The sequence below is a fragment of the Formosa agariphila KMM 3901 genome, assembly GCF_000723205.1.
Taxonomy (GTDB): Bacteria; Bacteroidota; Bacteroidia; order Flavobacteriales; family Flavobacteriaceae; genus Formosa; species Formosa agariphila.
Genome location: NZ_HG315671.1, coordinates 178,176 through 196,840 on the forward strand (window position 1 = coordinate 178,176; position 18,665 = coordinate 196,840).

The following is an 18,665-nucleotide window of genomic DNA, read 5'->3' on the forward strand; positions in this document are numbered from 1 at the left end:
TCTACCATTCTAGATCTATAGTTTATGTCTAGAATATGAGTACTAAAATTAAAACAAGTAAAAAAGGATGCCGCTACAATCCTTAACGCAGGGTGAAAATTTAATTAAAAACAAAAGTAATAAGATTTTATGTTGAAAGAAATAAAATATAAACCTATTTTGATGGTAGAATCCAATCGGTATGCTTCCATGCAGACCATTCTGTATTCGCGATATCTACCTCTGGGTTTGTAAATGGCTTCGACTGTTTTCCGTTAACGCTAACTCGCGATCTAATATATACAGAAATAGAATCGCCTTTGGCTGCATAAACCGATTTTAAACGTTGCGAAAATTGCCACATTACATCTGGTTTATTCGATGCTAAGCGGACTTGCTTTCTAGATAAATAATCGTTTAATTTTACAATTTCAGTCTTATTTTGGGTGTGGTTTTTAATAGTGTAGGTGGCGTGCCCACTTTTTGCTCGTAACATCATTCGCCACGATAAGCGATGCCCTTCTTCTGTCCATAGTACATTGTCTTGTATAAAATGATGACGAATAGGTAATACAAGCTGAATTATAAAGTATACCAACATAACGCCAACACTAAGGTTTCTGTGTTCTGGTATAATAACTTCTCCTTTATCGTAAAACGGTTTTTTGTTTTTAAAAAAGAGCTTATGTATAATTTTTGGCTCGTAAAAAAACAATGCAAAAGCTAAGGATAAATAAGGGAATATTCCAACTTGAAAGACAAACGAGTTAAATAGATGAAAGAAAATCGAGGCCATAAACGCCAACTTTCGTGTTGGTTTATATAAAAATAACGGGATAATTAAGCCGTCGAATAAAATGCCGCCATAAGCTAAAAAGTAATGTACAGTCTTTTGTTGCAGCAAATCGCCAACCAGAAAGTAATTGGCTTTACTCTTCATTAAATGAGCCATTACCGTAGTGTCTAACCAGTCTGGGTATATTTTATTAATAGAACCGTACGTATATACAATAAGCATTTGTATAATAAATAGCCAGCTACACCAACTAGGCATAGAAATTTTTTGAATTTCAGGATGTAATTTGGCGTCTACAGAAAAATATTTATGTGCGGGTTGTACGGCCATAATTCCGCTAAGAAGTATCAATAAATAGTAGTGGTTATTGTACGACGATTTTTGCATAAAATAACAACCAGTCCAAAGGATGGTAAACGAAATGGCGCTAAAACGGTATTTATAACCCACCATGATGAAAAGGCCCAGAAGTCCCATTAGGGCATAATAAATATACATACCATTTCCTGGAAGTGGTTGTAGCCATTCTAGTCCAATAAACGAAAAAGTAAAATCGGGTTCTATAAGTACACGTCTAATCCAACCAGTAAAAATGGCGCCTACAGTTTCTAAAAAACATAGAAGTCCGAAAATAATTCGGAAGACAATTAAAGCAGAATTGTCAATATGTTTAAATAGAAATTTATTAACCATTTACTTCAGAAATGTATCGTAAAGAATCTTTTTCGTCTTGTTGTAATTGTAATTTTAAATCGGCTACAGAGTCGAATTTTTTCTCGTCTCTAAGTCGGTGTAACATATCTATTTGTAACGATTGGCCATATAAATCGGCATCAAAATCGAAAAAATGAATTTCTATATGTTGTTCAGAATCATCAGAGATTGTTGGGTTATTTCCAATATTCATCATTCCAAAAACAGTTTTGTTTTCAATTTCAGATTTAACAACGTAAACCCCATGTTTAGGAATGAGCTTGTAAGTCTCTTCAATCTTTAAATTTGCGGTAGGATATTGTAGTTGTTTTCCAATTTTTTTACCTGTAATAACAGTTCCGTTTAAACAAAACGGATTGCCTAAATAGGCATTGGCTTTATCTATATCTCCAGCCTCAAGTGCTTTTCTAATTTTAGTAGAACTTACAGCAACTTCGTTTACGTCTTCAGCCGAAATTTCTTCAACTTCAAAATTAAACTGTTCTCCAAACTTGCGTAAGTCGTCGATATTCGCCGAACGATTTCTTCCAAAATGATGGTCGTAGCCAATTATAACACGTTTTGCTCTAAGTTGATTCACAAGAATTTTTTTTACAAAATCTTCAGCAGTTAATCTAGAAAACTCTTTGCTAAATTTTTGAACACACAAATAATCTAAACCCGATTGCTCTAGTATAGTGCTGCGCTCTTCAATAGTATTAATTAATTTAATATTAGCATCCTTTTGGAGCACCATTCTTGGGTGAGGGAAAAAGGTAAGTACAACCGATTTTAAATGCGTTTCCTTAGCAGTATTAATCAGCCGTTTTAATATTTTTTGATGTCCTAAATGTACACCGTCAAAAGTGCCTATAGTTACCACTGTAGAAATCTTGGAGTCTAGATTGTTAAAATTTCTGACTTTTTCCATTTAATAAATAAGTAATCGTTAAGTAATTGTTTAAAAAGTTTATTTTAGCTCACCTTAAAGTAAACGTTTATAAAGTAATACGCAATTTAAAGCAAAACTACGTCATGTTTTTACAACCACCATGATTTTGTGACATTAAAATGCGGTTTACATTGATGTTGAAAAAGATTTAAATTTATGAAAAACCTGTATACAAAAAAGCTTCTTTTGCTTTTATTAGTGTCTCTTCAATTCAATTTTATTTTTGCACAAAGTACTTCAAAATTTTGGAGAAATGTTTCTAATGAGCGTGTTGCAAATAAAACATTAGAACGTAAAACACACCCGGAAAATTATCAAGTTTTTCATTTAGAATTAGAGGCTTTTAAAGCGGCTTTAACTCAAGCTCCGTTAAGTGATAAAAATAGAAATACGTCAGGAATTATTATGGAATTCCCAATGTCTGATGGTACATTTCAATTGTTCGAAGTTACAGAGTCTTCAATATTGGCTCCAAAATTAGCGGCTAAATTTCCAATGATAAAAACCTATAAAGGGATTGGAGTAGATGATAAAACAGCAACAATGCGTTTTAGTATTACCCAAAACGGTTTACATGTGTTTTCATTGTCGGGACAAAGAACATCGTTATTTATAGATCCTTATACCGTTGATGGTAATAAATATATGGTGTATAATAGATCTGATTTAGGAATTGGAAACCAGGATTTTGAATGTTTAACCGACGAGAATATAGATTTAAAATCTCTGAAAGTCGAGCAAAGCACATCGCGTTCTAATACTGATGATAGTACGCTAAGAACGTTTCGTTTGGCCTTGTCTTGTAACGCATCTTATGGTGCTTTATTTGCCGGATCAGGAACAGATGCGCAAAAGAAAGCTAACATTCAGGCACAAATGGCTATTACTATAAACCGTGTAAATGAAGTTTACGAGCGTGATTTGGCTATTACTTTAGTTTTTATAGATAGAAATGATGAATTATTATACTACGATATAGAAAATGATCCATGGGACAATGAGTTTAGTACAAAGACGCAACAGGTTATTTCTACCACTTTAAATGATGAAAGTTTATATGATATAGGACATAATTTTAATACTACAATTGGTGGAAATTCAGGCTGTATAGGTTGTGTTTGTGTGGATGCTGTAGAACCGTTTACGGGAGAAATATCTAAAGGAAGAGGGTATACCGGCATGAATAACCCGACAGGAGATGCATTCGATATAGATTTTGTGTCTCACGAAATGGGACATCAATTTGGTGCTTGGCATACTATGAATACGTGTTCGCGTTCTGGAAACGGCATCTCTGAAGTTGAACCTGCTTCTGGAAGTTCTATTATGGGATACTCTGGAGTTTGTGGGGTTAATAACGTTCAGACAAATTCTGATGCGCATTTTAATTATGTAAACATTCGTGATATATCTTTAAATATACAAGCAGGCGGGAATAGTACTTGTGGCGAACAAACCGCATTAGCAAATCAGCCACCAGTGGCATTAGCAGGTCAAGATTATACCATTCCTGTATCGACACCTTTTGTATTGCGTGGAAAAGGAACAGATCCCGATGGTACAGAAACGTTAACGTACAACTGGTCTCAAAACGATCCAGAAAGAGCACCGTCAGATGGTGCGCCACAATCCACTTGGACTGTTGGTCCTTTATACCGTTCTATTTTACCAAGCAATTCACCAGATCGCTATTTGCCAAATTTAACAGATGTTGTCGCAGGTAATCTAACACCAAAATGGGAGGTTACGCCATCGGTAGCTAGAACAATGAATTTTGCTCTAACCGTAAGAGATAATGGAAGTGGTTATCCTATAGGTATTGGTCAAGTTAGTAGTGATTTAATGACGGTAAATGTAGTAGATGGTACGCCTTTTACAGTAACTAAACCTAATGTAACTAATAATTGGTATGTTGGTATTTCTAGATCCATAGAATGGGTTGTTGGAGAAACTAATAAAGCTCCAATTAATAGCCAGAAAGTAAATATTAAGTTGTCGTTAGATGGAGGTTTAACTTATCCAATTAGTTTGGCTGAAAACGTGGATAACGATGGGGTTGAAACCATTATCGTTCCTAATTACGAAAGTGATAATTGTAGAATTATGGTGGAAGCTGCAGATAATATTTTTTATGATATTTCTGATGCTGATTTCAGTATAAAAAGATCTGGGCCAATTTTTGTAATAGAGCAAACTAACCAAGACGAAATGTATATGGTTTGTAATGATGCGGCGTCTATAAATATTCCTTTAACCTATACAACAGTTTCAGGTTTTAATGAAGTAACCACGTTTTCTGCAACAAATTTACCAACAGGTGTTACAGCGTCTTTTACCCCTTCAAATGCGCAAACCAATACAGCTGTTGTTTTAACCTTAACTAATTTTAGTGGCGCGGCAATAGCAGCTCGCGATATAAATATTATTGGAACTGCGAGTACTATGACGGAAACTATTGTGGCAACTATAGATGTTGAAGCGTCTGATATTGATGCTCCAAATTTATTAAGTCCATCTAATGGAGCAACAGAAGTTTCGGAAAACTCGACATTGTCTTGGGCAGCGGTAACTCATGCTTCTGAATATGAATTAGAACTATCTACGTCTTCAAACTTTTCGGGAACAGTGAATCGTTATCAGGTAACAGAGAATCAATTCGATTTTCAAGACTTAGAACCTTTAACCACGTATTATTGGCGAGTTCGTGCCATAAACGATTGTACGGTTAGTGGCAATTCTCAAGTGTTTAGTTTTACAACCAGTTTATGCACCGTTTGCGAATCGTATGGAAACAATACAGTCGCTACTTTACAAACATCTACAACTCGTGTAGTGTTTAATACCATAGATAATGTGTCTGGTAAATCTGGGTATAGCGATTTTACTTCGCTTGCTAATCGGGTAGTTAGAGGAGAAGATTACCCACTCTCTGTTTATGTTAATACGTCGGGAGATTATACGACCAAAACTATAGTTTGGATTGATTGGAATAACAATTGCGATTTTAACGATGTCGGAGAATTGTACGAGTTGGGAGAGGCAACAAATGTTACAAATGGTATTACAGGTGGTTCGCCATTGGTCATTACTGTGCCGTTAGATGCTGTGTTAAACGATGATACAAGAATGCGTGTATCTACTAAATATAGAACTAATCCTGGGTCTTGTGAGACTATGTTTGATGGTGAAGTTGAAGATTATAAACTTAATATTGTTCCCACTTTAAGTGTGGAAGACCATGCTTTTAGTGATTTTGGTGTATGGCCAAATCCGAATAACGGAAGTTTTACAGTGTCGTTAACGTCTACTTCGGCAAATGCCATAGATGTTGTGTTATATGATATTAGTGGAAGACGAGTTTTCTCTAAAGCATACCAAAACACATATACTTTTAGTCAGAATATAGTTTTAGACCAAGTATCATCAGGACTGTATTTATTAGAAGTCAGCGATGGAATTCACAGGTCTATCAAGAAGGTGGTTATTGAATAATTAATAGTCCACCCGATTTAAATAAAGATAGCCAAGAATCAATCCGCTTGATTCTTGGCTATCTTTGTAATGATATGATTGTTCTTTGAGGCTTAAAAATTGATTTTAAGCAGCAAGAATGGATATGATGTTTATTTTCCGTTAAAGGTATTCATTGTATTGTTCAGTCCAGCTGTACCAAACGATTTGATGAGTTCTATAGATTTGTCTAGGCGTTCTGGAAGCTTGTCGTTTTCTTCAACAGTCCATTCTCCAAGTACATAATCTATTTGTCTCCCTTTGCTAAATTCGTCACTAATACCAAATCGGAATCGGTTGTATTGCGTGGTGTTTAGTTTAGCCTGAATGTCTTTTAATCCATTATGGCCTCCATCGCTACCTTTTCCTTTTAATCGAATGCTACCGAAAGCCAAGTTTAAATCGTCTGTAATTATTAAGACGTTTTCTAACGGAATGTTTTCTTTGGTCATCCAATACTGTACGGCTTTTCCACTTAAATTCATAAACGTACTTGGCTTAAGTAATATAAAGGTTCGGCCTTTAAATTTATAAGTCGTTAAATCGCCTAGTTTTTGGGTCTCAAAAGATAAAGATTCTGTTTTAGCTAAATGGTCTAATATTTTAAAGCCAATATTATGGCGTGTGTTTTCGTATTTGTCGCCAATATTACCAAGGCCAACAATTAAGAATTTTTTCATACGGTCTGTTGTATTTACGGTCGCGGGTTTAGACTTGAAAAGGGATGAAATAAACGCGAACATATCAGATTTAAATTTTTGCTAAAATAAAAAAAGCATCCTGAATAAACAGGATGCTTCTTGATTTTTATAGAACTATAAAAAGACTATGCTTCAGTAGTTGCTTCTACTTCTGCTCCTTCTTCATCTTCATCGTCGTCTTCAATAATTGCAGCTCTAGAACGTCTTACTTGACATACCACAGTGTTATCTGGGTGCATAAATTTGTAAGCTTCGTTTTCTAAAGTTGTAATGTATAATTTACCACCAATTTTAAGCGGAGTAATATCTGCTTCGATAAAATCTGGTAAGTTAGCAGGAAGAGCTTTTACTCTTAAGCTACGTTTGTTTTTACGTAAAACACCACCATTTTTAACACCACGAGAGTTACCAACAAAAGTAACAGGGATGTCCATAGAGATTTCTTTATCGTCGAAAGTTTGGTAGAAATCTACGTGTAAAATATTGTCAGTTACTGGGTGAAACTGAATGTCTTGCATGATTGCATTAAAAGATTCCCCATTAGCTAAAGTAATTACAACTGTATGCGCATTTGGTGTGTATACAAGTTTAGAGAATGCCAATTCTTCTGCTGTAAAATGAACTGGTTTATCTCCTCCGTATAATACGCAAGGAACCTGACCAGCATTACGTAAGGCTTTTGTTGCTTTTTTGCCTACGCTTTCTCTTAGAGATCCGTTGATTGTAATTGATTTCATTTTTATTTATATTAAGTATTAAATTGTATTTACATTACGAATTTTGAACTGATTGATTTATTGTAGTGTACATTTTGCATGACACCAGAAAATAAATCAGCACAAGTAAGTACTCTTATCTTGTCGCTATGCTGACTTAAAGGAATAGAGTCTGTTACTATTAATTCTTCTAGTTTTGAAGCTTCAAGCTTCTTATAAGCGTCTCCAGATAAGATAGGATGTGTACAAATTGCTCTTACACTTAGAGCGCCACGTTCCATCATTAAATCTGCTGCTTTAGTTAATGTTCCTGCAGTATCTACCATGTCATCTACTAAAACAACATTCTTACCAGTGACATCACCAATCAATTCCATATATGAAATCACATTAGCTTTCGCACGTTGCTTATAACAAATAACAACATCACTTTCTAAAGCTTTAGAATAGGCGTAAGCACGTTTTGATCCTCCCATATCTGGAGATGCAATGGTTAAGTTGTCTAAATTAAGGGACTTTAGGTAAGGTAAAAAGATTGTGGATGCAAAAAGGTGATCGACTGGTTTTTCAAAAAATCCTTGAATTTGATCGGCGTGTAAGTCCATAGTGATAATACGAGTTGCACCAGCTGTTTCTAGCATTTTAGCAACTAATTTCGCTGCAATTGGCACTCTAGGTTTATCTTTACGATCTTGTCTTGCCCAACCAAAATAAGGTAAAACCGCGGTTATGTGTCTTGCTGATGCACGTTTTGCAGCATCAATCATTAACAACATTTCCATTAAATTTTGAGGCCCTGGGTGTGTTGATCCAATAATAAAAATACGAGTACCTCGAATAGATTCTTCGTAAGAAGGTTGGAATTCTCCATCGCTATAAGTTGAGGTAATTACATTTCCTAGGTGTGTACCATAGGATGCTGCAATTTTCTCAGCTAATTCTCTACTTTGATTACAGGTAAAAATTTTAGCTTCAGTCATTGGCATATGTAACGCGTTGTTTATTAGTGTTAAACACTACAGGGTTCTTAATTTCGGTGCAAATTTAGACATTTATTTTAACTAGAGAAGAAATATGTGTTGTAATTTTTAGGAACTTTAACTAAAAATAATTTACTTTTGCATTCTGCTAGAATGAAAATTCAAAATTTAAGCTCAAGTGGCGGAATTGGTAGACGCGTTGGATTCAAAATCCAATTCTTTCGGGAGTGTGGGTTCGATTCCCACCTTGAGTACGTAAATCCTTGTTAATTAAATAATTAGCAAGGATTTTTTATTTCAATATAACATCATAATCGCTTTTAATTAATTCCATTTTAGACCTTAGTTTCTTAAAACGATTAAACAATCGATTTGGAGGAATTGTGTTTCTATCTTAATACAAAAAAATCTCAATGAAACGATATCCATTGAGATTTAAAATTTTTAAACTGAAGTCAGTCGTGTTAAAATGTCATTAACAACAGCCGCCTCCAGGAGTACATGTATTGCTGTTGTTTGTGGTGATGCTTTTAAAACCACCTTGTTTTTCGGCATATACTGTAATACTAAATATACCCGTTGTTTTTGTATTAAAAGCTTCAACTTCTTCTGTCGATAGATATTTCTTTAAAATATCGTCAGGAATAACAATAGGTTTTTCTTTTTGTATTGTTACATTTTTAAATCCTTGATTTTCTATGGTTTGTATGTATTCAGATTTTTGAATCGCACCTGCAACACAACCTGCATACATTTCGGCATCTTCTTTTAATGCTTGCGGAAGCTCGCCAACTAAAACCACGTCTGAAATACTAAAATGGCCGCTCGGTTTTAGCACGCGGTGAATTTCTGAAATGACTTTAGTCTTATTAGGTACAAGGTTTAAAACGCAATTGCTTACAATGACATCGGCAGTATTATCGCTTACTGGCATATTATCGATGTCGCCTTCTCTAAATTCAACATTGTTATATCCTAGTTTGTCTGCATTAGCACGTGCTTTTTCAATCATAATAGGCGTAAAGTCTATACCTATTACTTTTCCAGCAGCACCTGTCTCGTGTCTAGCAACAAAAGCATCGTTTCCAGCTCCCGAACCTAAATCGATAACCGTGTCTCCAGATTTAATTTTAGCAAATTGTGTAGGTAGTCCACAGCCTAATCCTAAATCGGCATCTTCTACATAGCCTTTAGTTGCAGAATAATCGTCCATCATAATATTGTACACTTTGTTGCTACTTGTAGTTGCGCCACAGCATGATGATGCGTTTTCTGCTTTGCCTTGCTCTGCTATGGTAGTGTATCTTTCTTTTACAATATTTTTTAATTCTTGCTCTTTGTTCATTTTAATTTGTGTTTAGTGTATTCAGTCTTTATGTGAATTCATTACTAAAATAAAAATTGAAAACGGTGTTAAATTTAAGTCGTAAAAGATTAAAAGCCTTACTCTTAAAATCTAAATATTTATGTATTGTAATATTACGATTAAATAAGAAAATAAACATTCTAATTTTTCATTTTATGTTTTATTTAAGATGTGTTAGACCTCGAGTTTGTGCTGGATTTTTAAATCGTAAGCCTTGCTGTTTTTAAGTGATTTCTTTTTCTTAATTTTACCGCCGGAAATTCTGAACCCGTGTACTCGTGAAAACGTGCGTGTTCAGGCGAATTCCTTAATATAATCTCCCTAAAAATTAAAAACTTATGCTAGACGATTTTCTATTTTATGTTGAATATGGTATAAACCATGTGTTAGATATTAATGGTTACGACCATGTATTATTTCTTATGGTTTTAACTGTTGCGTATGTTTTTAAAGATTGGAAGCGTGTTTTAATTTTGGTTTCTCTTTTTACATTAGGTCATACAATTTCTTTAATATTAGCGGCTTACGATGTAGTAAAAATAAATGGAGTAATTGTCGAATTTTTAATTCCTGTTACCATATTTATTATGGCCGTTTATAATTTGTTTACCGCAGGTAAAACGCTTAATAAAGGGGTGGGGCTGTTGTTCTTTTCGGCTTTATTTTTCGGAATAATTCACGGCTTAGGTTTTGCAAGAGAGTTTCATTTATTAATTGGTGGAGCAAGTCAGAAACTTTTACCCTTATTAGAATTTGCTTTAGGGATAGAAGTTGCTCAAATTATAATAGTATTTGTAGTTTTATTTGTTGGGTATATCATGCAAACCGTATTTAGGTTTAGTAAACGTGACTGGGTTTTAGTGGTGTCGTCTATCGTTATAGGGTTAGTAATTCCTATGATTTTAGAAAATGAGCTCATCGCTTAGTTTCCATAAGTTTTCTCAAAAATTTAACGATTTACCATTGTTATTACACCTTTAACGGACTATCTTCGTTAATAAGTTCTTCAGTTTATAGAATTAAAGACCGTTAATTATCAGTTTTTTAATTCAAAAAAGAATGCATCACAATTTAAACTTTTTTAATGCCGAACAAAAAGCAGCTTAAGTACGACAAGGCTTATTTACGAATAGCTAGGGAGTGGGGAAAATTATCGTTCTGTGAACGCAAACAAGTGGGAGCAGTTATTGTTAAAGATAGAATGATTATTTCTGATGGATTTAATGGAACTCCAACAGGATTCGATAATTTTTGCGAAGATGAAGCAGGGTATACCAAATGGTATGTCTTACATGCCGAAGCTAATGCGATTCTTAAAGTAGCAGCTTCTACACAATCTTGCAAAGGTGCAACCTTATACATTACTCTCTCGCCTTGTAAAGAGTGTAGTAAGTTAATACATCAAGCTGGTATTGTACGTGTGGTATATTGCAATAAATATAAGGACAATTCTGGTTTAGATTTTTTAGAAAAAGCAGGCATACAAATAGAATATATTGAAGATTTATCGGCGTAATGGGAATAAGAAAAACATATTTACCTTTAATTATTGGGACTGCTATGGCGGTCGGGATTTTTATTGGAGGTAAGTTAAATTTTTCTGATACTTCCGATAGGTTATTCACTTCTAATAGTAAAAAGCAAAAACTTAATCGCTTAATAGATTATATCGACTACGAATATGTAGACGATGTTAATACCGATAGTATTGTAGATATTACGGTAAATGGTATACTCGAAACCTTAGATCCGCATTCGGTTTATATTCCTAAAGAGGATATGGAGCGTGTTTCAGAAAATATGAAAGGTGATTTTGTAGGTATTGGTGTGCATTTTTATACATATAAAGATACCGTTACTGTAATACGTACGGTAGACGATGGGCCAAGCGCCAAAGCAGGAATTTTAGGAGGTGATCGTATTATTTTTGCCGACGGAGATTCGCTTTTCGGAAAATATTTAGACAACCTAGATATAGTTCATCGTTTAAAAGGTCCTATAAATTCTAAAGTGCATTTAAAAGTATTCCGTAAAGACACCAATCAAATTTTAGATTTCGATGTTGCTCGGGATGTAATTCCAATAAGGAGTGTAGATGCCAGCTATATGCTAACAAATACGTTGGGCTATATTAAGGTAAATCGCTTTGCTGAATCTACATATAGAGAATTTAAAAAAGCATTACTCGAATTAAAAGCAGAAGGAGCAACCGAAATAACTCTCGATTTAAGAGATAATCCAGGTGGTTTTTTAGCTGTTGCCGAGCAAATTGTTGATGAGTTTTTAGAGGATGAAAAACTAATTCTTTTCACAAAAAATAAAAGAGGAAATATTGACAAAAGCTTTGCTACCGAAAAAGGTGATTTTGAAACGGGTGAAGTTTATGTTTTAATTAATGAAAATTCGGCTTCGGCAAGTGAGATTGTAGCAGGAGCTTTACAAGATAACGATAAAGGTACTATTGTAGGTAGGCGCTCTTATGGTAAAGGCTTAGTGCAACGTGAGATGGAGTTAGGCGATGGGAGTGCAGTGCGCTTAACCGTATCTAGATATTACACGCCTACAGGACGCTCAATACAGCGTTCTTATAGTGACGGCAATAAAGATTACTATGCCGAATATTTAGAGCGATTAGAAAGCGGAGAACTTCTAGATTCAGCAAAAATAATAGTGGCAGATTCTTTAAAATTTACCACACCTAAAGGAAAAGTGGTGTATGGTGGAGGCGGAATTATTCCAGATGTGTTTGTGCCGTTTTCAACAAATGAGGAGAATGAAACCTTATGGTTTTTAGAAGACCGCGGATTTATTAATTATTTTATTTTCGAAGAGTTAGAAAAAGACAGACACGTTTTCGATGGTCACAATAGAGAAGAGTTTGTAGAAACTTATGAAGTGAGCGACGATTTAGTAACTAAATTTCAGGATTATATTAATGCCCGAATGGCTGCGAGTATCTCTTTTCTTTCTCATCCAGCCCAAGTAAAATTATATTTAAAAGCTGCAATAGCCGACCAATTATTTGGTAAAGGAGCTTATACAGAAGTCTTTATTAATGAAGACGATATGGTTAAAAAAGTTATTGCACTAAGCGAGCAGCATTAAAATACTTTAACGCTGCTGCTTCTTTTATGTCTACTTATTTTCTGTTTTTAAGCTTATTTTCAATGCTTTTAGATGTGTTTAATATCAGCAATAATACAATAGCACATAATAACGCCATTATTGTAATTAAGGCAACAATACTTTCATCTCCAAAAGGATTATTAAAATCTATTTGAGTGCTATTAAAAATAATAAGAGCAATCGCGATTACCGATAAAATGATTGAGAATATTTTCATATTATATAAATAAGGCTTTAATGTTGTGTGCAAATAGTTTTACTGCAATGGCTAGCAATATAACACCAAATACTTTACGAATGATGTTAATTCCTGTTTGTCCGATTATACGTTCAATTGCAGACGACGTTTTTAACACAATGTAAATTAAAATAACGTTTGCTAGTACTGCCACAATAATATTTTCTGTTCTAAATTCAGCTCTAAGCGAAAGTAAGGTTGTTAAACTACCAGGTCCCGCAATTAAAGGGAATGCCAACGGAAACACCGTGGCTGTAACCGAACTTTGTTCTTCTTGCTTATAAAGTGTAATACCTAATATCATTTCTAAAGCGATAAAAAATAGGATAAAAGACCCAGCAACAGCAAAAGAGTTTACATCTATACCAATTAGTTTTAAAATACTATTTCCTAAAAATAAGAATACAATTAAGATAACACCAGCAATTATAGATGCTTTCTCACTTTGTATATGTCCCATTTTTTTACGTAAATCAATAATAATAGGAATATTTCCTATAATATCTATTACAGCAAATAAAATCATAAACGCTGTAAATATTTCTTTAATATCGAATTGCATAGTTTTAATCTTGATTTTTAAATTTTCGGCAAAAGTACTAGATTAAACAGACTATCTATAATAATTAAATATAAAGTTTGTCTATTTTTGCAGCATGTTTCAAATAGGAAAAACCATAATTTCAGAAGAGATTATCGAGAAAGATTTTCTCTGTAATTTGTCGGCGTGTAAAGGTGCATGTTGTATTGATGGCGATGCTGGTGCGCCGTTAGATAAAGAAGAAGTGAAAATTCTTGAAGATATTTACCCCAAGGTAAAACCATTTTTAAGACAGGAAGGTATAGATGCTATTGAGGCTCAAGGTACATCTATAGTTACAGATTTTGGCGATTTAGAAACGCCTCTTATTAATGGTGCAGATTGTGCGTATGTTATTTTCGATGAAAAAAAGACTGCCCTTTGTGCTATCGAAGAAGCTTATAATCAAGGTGAAGTAGATTGGAAAAAGCCCGTGTCTTGCCACTTGTACCCAATCCGAATTAAAGATTTTACAGAGTTTTCTGCCGTTAACTACGACCGCTGGGAAATTTGCGACGATGCCTGTTCTTTAGGTAAAGAATTAGGCGTGCCTATCTATAAGTTTGTTAAAGAGGCTCTAATTAGAAAATTTGGTGAAGATTGGTATATGGAACTTGAAAAAGTTGCCGAAACCTATAAGTAGATTATGCTTTACCAGAATGTGGAATAGGGATTTGTAACAGTACTTTTGTTCCTATAGCTTTATTCCTATCGTTGTATAAATCTTCAATTTTAAATTTATAATCGTTGGCATAGCGTCTAGAAAAATTAGCTAGACGTGCTTTTGTAATAGCAATACCTACAGATTTTCGTTTTAGAATTTTCTGACTGTTTATGCGTTCAGATTTTGCTCGTCCAATACCGTTGTCTTCAATGCTAATATTTATATAATCAGGGGCATTTTGATAAACGTATAAATCTATTGTTTTATTATTCTTTTTAGACGACAAACCATGCCACAATGCGTTTTCCAAGAACGGTTGTAAAATAAGCGATGGTACTCTAATGTTGCTAATATTAAGACCTTTCTCTATACCTATATTAAACTGAATTTCATTTTCGAATCTAATATTCTCAATATTTATATATAATTTCATTGTGTCTAATTCGTCTTCTAAAGTCATTTCTTTTTCTGTAGACGCAATTAGAATTTTTCGAATAAGTTTCGAGAATTTATTAAGGTAGTAAACCGCTTTTTCCTTGTCGTTATTAATTATATATAACTTGATGGAGTTTAAAGAATTAAATATAAAATGCGGATTCATTTGGCTACGTAACATATCTTGTTCTAGCGTTATAATCTGCTTTTCTTGCTTTAATTGACGGTGTCTAATAATGATGATAATCATGGTTGTAAACAACGAAATTAATATTGCTGTATACCAAAAGAATTTTTTGTTACGCTCTAACTTGCTTCGTACAAGTTCGTTTTCGTTAGCTAATTCTTGTATCTGATTATTTTTAGTTTCATGTTCGTATTCTATAATCAGGTCGTTAACGTAATTTAAATTACGCTCGTTAGTCACACTGTTTTCGTACTTAATACTTTCTTTGTAAAAAGTATATGCATTCTCATAGTTTTCAGATTTAGCATACAGTTCAGATAGGTGAAGTAATGCGTCTGATGAAAACATGGTTAATTCGTATGTTTTAGATAATTCTAGCGCTTTGTTTAAGTTTATTTTGGCTTCTTCGTTTTTGTCAAGTCGCTCTTGTGCCCAACCTAGATTGACATACGTTTGTGCTAAATAATATTTGTCTCCAAGTTCTATGGCATTATCTAAAGTGTTAGATATTAATTCTAGAGCCTCTTCGTATTTTCCTTGTTTAATATAAATCTGGGTCATAGAATTATAGCAAATAACACGACCTATTTTAGAGTCTAATTGTTCATTATAATCTAAGGAGATTTTATAATTATCTAATGCTTGTGTTAAGTCACCTTTGTGTTCTAAGGCATAACCTATGTTTTGATAATTAATGGCTAGTCCACGTAAATTTTTATTTTTTCGTTCAATAGACTGGGAGCGTTCAAACTGCTTTAAGGCTAAATCGTATTGTTTTAGGGCTAAATAGATATTTCCCATACTGTTTCTGGAAATTGCCATACTGTGTTCTAAATCGGCAATCTCAGGATTGTTTTTAAGTGCTTTTGAGGCTATATCGTAGGCTTTCTTATGATAATCTAAAGCAGGTTTTACTAAATCCATTCTGCGATAGGCTACACCAATTAAGTTAAGTGAAATGGTGTGTAGAACATCGTTTTTTGCTTCTATGGAAATCTCCAAGGCTTTCTTGTGGTAAATTATGGCTTTTTCATATAAAGACATATTTCGTACAATAGTTCCAAGTGCATTTAAGGCGTAGGCTTCTCCTTCTAAATACGAGACTAAATGAGATTGAACTTTAAGATATTCCATCTTTAAGCTATCTTTTTTATCTCCATTTAAGGCAGCTTCTAATTCGTAATAATGAATTGGTTTTTCTTTTACCACCTGTTTTAAACGCTGAATATAAAGTGTGTCTAAAGTGTTTGTTTGAGCTTTAGAACTATAAGAACAGCATAAGAATAAAGTGAGTACCACGTACTGGATTATTCTTGTGTTAGTTAAAGCAAAAGTCGCTTGGTTTGTTTGCATGTTATAGGCGATCTAAGAAGTCTGATTTACGTTGTCTAGCTACTGGTATTTTTTTATTCGATTGCATTATCACATAACCGTCATTTTTAATATATTCTTTAATTTTAGTGAGGTTAACAATATACGAATTGTGTATTCTAAAGAAATAATGCTCCGGAAGCATCGCATTGACTTCCTTTAGTTTTTTAGTGAGTACAATTTTCTGATTATTCATTAAGAATATAGTACTGTAATTTCCGTCCGATTCCACAAATAAAATATCGTCTACTTCTACAAATAACAGTTTACCGTCGGTGTTTATTGTGATACGGTTATTGTTTAGTTTTCCGTTAAACTTAGTAAGTGCATGTTCTAATTGTGCTGTGTTGTTATGTTTAGATTTATGTTTTTTTATTTTATAAATTGTATCTCTTAAATCATCAGAATCTATAGGCTTTAGTAAGTAATCTGTTACTTCTTGCTTTATTGCTTTTATACCGTATTCGTTATAAGCAGTGGTAATGACTACTGCAAATTGGCGATTTATTAACTTGTCTAAAAACTGAAATCCATCCATTGTTGGCATTTGTATATCTAGGAATAAGCAATCTGGAGGTGTGCTATTAAGATATAAAATAGCTTCTTCTGGTGAAGTAAATGTTTTTATAACGTCTATCTCGTTTTTAAAATTCCCTAATTCCCAAGAGAGTCCTTGTATGGCTTTAGGTTCATCATCTACAATAACAGCTTTAATCATAAGTCTTAAAATATAGGATAAATATAAAGTATTAATATATTCTCATTTACTTAATTAGTATTAATTTATTTTTTTATGATTAAAAATGCTAATTACACAATATTGTTAGCTGATTATATATTTATTTGTAATTTTATTAAATAATGTATCGATATTGAAGTGAAATGCAATGTAATGTTGAAGATACTTCTGTGAGTAATTTCGCAGCGAATTATAATATTGTTAGTTGAATAAATTGATTAGTTATTTGTTAATTTTTTGGGAAAAAAGAGAACCTACTTTAGGTTCTCTTTTATTTTAAGACCATTACAACGCAGGGCCACCTGATGCTTATGACGATGGAACTCTAGTAGACATTTCAACTTGGCCTTGGATTGAAGCAGGTTTATAACAACTTACTTTTTACATACAAAAAAAGCATCCTGAAAAGAGATGCTTTTTTTGTATGAATATATGTTTTGTTTATTGACTTACAACACGAGTGCTTTTGTTATCCCATTCACTAACACTTGCAATAGCATTGTTTGAATAGTCTACTTCTTTTAAAGCATCTTCTCCCCAGAAAAACCATTTTCCAACTTTTTCGCCATTGTTATAATTTGCACCACTAAGTTTCTTTCCTGAAGTATCATATTGTTTCCATTCTCCCTGTAACTTACCATCTAATGAGTAAAAACCCGTTTGGCTTACTACACCATTATCATGAAAATAAGTAGCCTCAATTAATTGAGTATTCTCATTTAAAGTTTATTCTTTTTTTTCTTGTCCGACTGACACCACAGTCATTAATAACGCTGGTAGAAAAATTCATTTTTCCCTTTCATCTTCTCAGGGATTTTAAGTTCTAAACCTCAAAGAAAAGCAATTTTTTAAAACGGAAGCAATGGATTTGGGTAAACTTAATTTAATATTTGATATTTATTTTTATTGGATTACAACACATTATTCTGTTGACTCTTTCCAACCACACTCGAGATTACCCCAAATACTCTCCTTCCTAATAAGCCACCAACCACAACCACCCCTACCAAAAATCCACATATCTTTTAGTTTTTTGTCCACTCATTCTTCCCGAACAAAGCACAGCCTCATTTAATAAGGGACTCCCTTATTTTTTTAAGGGGGTTTAAAGTACCAACCAAACTCTCCTACCCGCACCAACTAGACAAAACAAGAACGGGGGTTGGAGTTGTGTGTCCTCCCCCACCCCCTTACCTCTCACCCCCACAAACAACAACCACTTGTTCCTCTCCTCCAAGCTCACTTCTACCCTCGCCCCACCCCCCCCCCGCGGATTTTCTGTTATTCTTATACTAAAAAAAGACACTTATTGGCCATCCTGCCGAAAAACCACCCGTGGCTATTTTAACTTTTTACCTTGTCAATATTTATCAATTACATTTATTAATAAGAACAAAACAATACATCATCTCAACAGAACTAATCCGATACTCACAAATACAAACCAACATGGCAATCAAACATATCCTTCACACCACGATCAACAACCACCGACACATCAACAGACCGCTCGACTTTCCATTTTAACGTAAATATATTACTAAAACGAAAACAGAAAAATACTGATATAACTACACGAAACTTGCACAGCTAAATACAACAAACAGATTCCATACATGCATGCACACTCAC

At 33.8% G+C, this 18,665-nt stretch carries 15 protein-coding genes and 1 tRNA gene; 6 read left to right on the forward strand and 10 right to left on the reverse strand.

Annotated features, from left to right (window positions below; genetic code table 11):
• Positions 1 to 154: 154 nt before the first annotated feature.
• Both BN863_RS00720 and BN863_RS00725 read right to left on the reverse strand, forming a co-directional pair.
• Positions 155 to 1,468, reverse strand: a complete 1,314-nt coding sequence (locus BN863_RS00720; protein WP_038526225.1) for an HTTM domain-containing protein — start codon at positions 1,466 to 1,468, stop codon at positions 155 to 157.
• Positions 1,461 to 2,399, reverse strand: a complete 939-nt coding sequence (locus BN863_RS00725) for a bifunctional riboflavin kinase/FAD synthetase (protein ID WP_038526228.1) — start codon at positions 2,397 to 2,399, stop codon at positions 1,461 to 1,463. Before BN863_RS00725 ends, BN863_RS00720 begins: the two co-directional genes overlap by 8 nt.
• Positions 2,400 to 2,576: 177 nt before the next feature.
• Between BN863_RS00725 and BN863_RS00730 the strand changes: the two genes are divergently transcribed.
• Positions 2,577 to 5,912: a reprolysin-like metallopeptidase gene (locus BN863_RS00730; protein ID WP_038526231.1), complete on the forward strand. Its 3,336-nt coding sequence runs from the start codon at positions 2,577 to 2,579 to the stop codon at positions 5,910 to 5,912.
• A 131-nt stretch (positions 5,913 to 6,043) separates the two neighbouring features.
• Here the strand turns inward: BN863_RS00730 and pth are convergent, their stop codons facing one another.
• The 3 genes from pth to BN863_RS00745 form a co-directional block, all read right to left on the reverse strand.
• Positions 6,044 to 6,610 carry an aminoacyl-tRNA hydrolase gene (pth, locus tag BN863_RS00735; RefSeq protein WP_394331983.1) on the reverse strand — a complete coding sequence of 189 codons (567 nt, stop codon included), beginning with the start codon at positions 6,608 to 6,610 and terminating at the stop codon, positions 6,044 to 6,046.
• Between the two features lie 146 nt (positions 6,611 to 6,756).
• Positions 6,757 to 7,368, reverse strand: coding sequence for a 50S ribosomal protein L25/general stress protein Ctc (locus BN863_RS00740; RefSeq protein ID WP_038526236.1), 612 nt, complete (start codon positions 7,366 to 7,368; stop codon positions 6,757 to 6,759).
• A gap of 29 nt (positions 7,369 to 7,397) precedes the next feature.
• Positions 7,398 to 8,333 carry a ribose-phosphate pyrophosphokinase gene (locus BN863_RS00745; protein WP_038526239.1) on the reverse strand — a complete coding sequence of 312 codons (936 nt, stop codon included), beginning with the start codon at positions 8,331 to 8,333 and terminating at the stop codon, positions 7,398 to 7,400.
• Positions 8,334 to 8,499: 166 nt separating this feature from the next.
• Here BN863_RS00745 and BN863_RS00750 point away from each other — a divergent pair.
• Positions 8,500 to 8,581 (forward strand) — tRNA-Leu (locus tag BN863_RS00750).
• 221 nt (positions 8,582 to 8,802) lie between these two features.
• On the opposite strand, the gene BN863_RS00755 is transcribed toward BN863_RS00750, so the two are convergent.
• Positions 8,803 to 9,672, reverse strand: coding sequence for an arsenite methyltransferase (locus BN863_RS00755; RefSeq protein WP_038526242.1), 870 nt, complete (start codon positions 9,670 to 9,672; stop codon positions 8,803 to 8,805).
• A gap of 359 nt (positions 9,673 to 10,031) precedes the next feature.
• Between BN863_RS00755 and BN863_RS00760 the strand changes: the two genes are divergently transcribed.
• The 3 genes from BN863_RS00760 (at position 10,032) to BN863_RS00770 (ending at position 12,798) form a co-directional block, all read left to right on the forward strand.
• Positions 10,032 to 10,619, forward strand: a complete 588-nt coding sequence (locus BN863_RS00760; RefSeq protein WP_038526245.1) for a HupE/UreJ family protein — start codon at positions 10,032 to 10,034, stop codon at positions 10,617 to 10,619.
• Positions 10,620 to 10,777: 158 nt separating this feature from the next.
• Positions 10,778 to 11,209, forward strand: coding sequence for a deoxycytidylate deaminase (locus tag BN863_RS00765; RefSeq protein WP_038526247.1), 432 nt, complete (start codon positions 10,778 to 10,780; stop codon positions 11,207 to 11,209).
• Complete coding sequence (locus BN863_RS00770) at positions 11,209 to 12,798, forward strand: S41 family peptidase (RefSeq protein WP_038526250.1); 1,590 nt, start codon at positions 11,209 to 11,211, stop codon at positions 12,796 to 12,798. The genes BN863_RS00765 and BN863_RS00770 overlap by 1 nt, the downstream gene beginning before the upstream one ends.
• A 34-nt stretch (positions 12,799 to 12,832) precedes the next feature.
• Here BN863_RS00770 and BN863_RS00775 read toward each other — a convergent pair whose 3' ends face one another.
• The gene (locus BN863_RS00775; protein ID WP_038526253.1) at positions 12,833 to 13,036 is read right to left on the reverse strand and encodes a hypothetical protein; all 204 of its coding nucleotides are present in this window, start codon (positions 13,034 to 13,036) and stop codon (positions 12,833 to 12,835) included.
• Between the two features lies 1 nt (position 13,037).
• A complete protein-coding gene (locus BN863_RS00780; RefSeq protein WP_038526256.1) occupies positions 13,038 to 13,619 on the reverse strand; it encodes a MarC family protein in 582 nt (193 codons plus the stop codon).
• 94 nt (positions 13,620 to 13,713) lie between these two features.
• Between BN863_RS00780 and BN863_RS00785 the strand changes: the two genes are divergently transcribed.
• Positions 13,714 to 14,280: a DUF3109 family protein gene (locus BN863_RS00785; RefSeq protein ID WP_038526259.1), complete on the forward strand. Its 567-nt coding sequence runs from the start codon at positions 13,714 to 13,716 to the stop codon at positions 14,278 to 14,280.
• Between the two features lies 1 nt (position 14,281).
• On the opposite strand, the gene BN863_RS00790 is transcribed toward BN863_RS00785, so the two are convergent.
• Both BN863_RS00790 and BN863_RS00795 read right to left on the reverse strand, forming a co-directional pair.
• Positions 14,282 to 16,276: a tetratricopeptide repeat protein gene (locus tag BN863_RS00790; protein WP_051774412.1), complete on the reverse strand. Its 1,995-nt coding sequence runs from the start codon at positions 16,274 to 16,276 to the stop codon at positions 14,282 to 14,284.
• Between the two features lies 1 nt (position 16,277).
• The gene (locus BN863_RS00795) at positions 16,278 to 17,012 is read right to left on the reverse strand and encodes a LytR/AlgR family response regulator transcription factor (RefSeq protein WP_038526262.1); all 735 of its coding nucleotides are present in this window, start codon (positions 17,010 to 17,012) and stop codon (positions 16,278 to 16,280) included.
• Positions 17,013 to 18,665 lie beyond the last annotated feature (1,653 nt).

Excerpts from the sequence above, each read along its gene's own strand:
- BN863_RS00765 (WP_038526247.1), top strand. The coding sequence starts at position 10,778 with ATGCCGAACAAAAAGCAGCTTAAGTACGACAAGGCTTATTTACGAATA.
- BN863_RS00785 (WP_038526259.1), top strand. The coding sequence starts at position 13,714 with ATGTTTCAAATAGGAAAAACCATAATTTCAGAAGAGATTATCGAGAAA.
- BN863_RS00780 (WP_038526256.1), bottom strand. The coding sequence starts at position 13,619 with ATGCAATTCGATATTAAAGAAATATTTACAGCGTTTATGATTTTATTT.
- BN863_RS00730 (WP_038526231.1), top strand. The coding sequence starts at position 2,577 with ATGAAAAACCTGTATACAAAAAAGCTTCTTTTGCTTTTATTAGTGTCT.
- pth (WP_394331983.1), bottom strand. The coding sequence starts at position 6,610 with ATGAAAAAATTCTTAATTGTTGGCCTTGGTAATATTGGCGACAAATAC.
- BN863_RS00725 (WP_038526228.1), bottom strand. The coding sequence starts at position 2,399 with ATGGAAAAAGTCAGAAATTTTAACAATCTAGACTCCAAGATTTCTACA.
- BN863_RS00790 (WP_051774412.1), bottom strand. The coding sequence starts at position 16,276 with ATGCAAACAAACCAAGCGACTTTTGCTTTAACTAACACAAGAATAATC.
- BN863_RS00760 (WP_038526245.1), top strand. The coding sequence starts at position 10,032 with ATGCTAGACGATTTTCTATTTTATGTTGAATATGGTATAAACCATGTG.
- BN863_RS00740 (WP_038526236.1), bottom strand. The coding sequence starts at position 7,368 with ATGAAATCAATTACAATCAACGGATCTCTAAGAGAAAGCGTAGGCAAA.
- BN863_RS00755 (WP_038526242.1), bottom strand. The coding sequence starts at position 9,672 with ATGAACAAAGAGCAAGAATTAAAAAATATTGTAAAAGAAAGATACACT.
- BN863_RS00795 (WP_038526262.1), bottom strand. The coding sequence starts at position 17,012 with ATGATTAAAGCTGTTATTGTAGATGATGAACCTAAAGCCATACAAGGA.
- BN863_RS00745 (WP_038526239.1), bottom strand. The coding sequence starts at position 8,333 with ATGCCAATGACTGAAGCTAAAATTTTTACCTGTAATCAAAGTAGAGAA.
- BN863_RS00720 (WP_038526225.1), bottom strand. The coding sequence starts at position 1,468 with ATGGTTAATAAATTTCTATTTAAACATATTGACAATTCTGCTTTAATT.
- BN863_RS00775 (WP_038526253.1), bottom strand. The coding sequence starts at position 13,036 with ATGAAAATATTCTCAATCATTTTATCGGTAATCGCGATTGCTCTTATT.
- BN863_RS00770 (WP_038526250.1), top strand. The coding sequence starts at position 11,209 with ATGGGAATAAGAAAAACATATTTACCTTTAATTATTGGGACTGCTATG.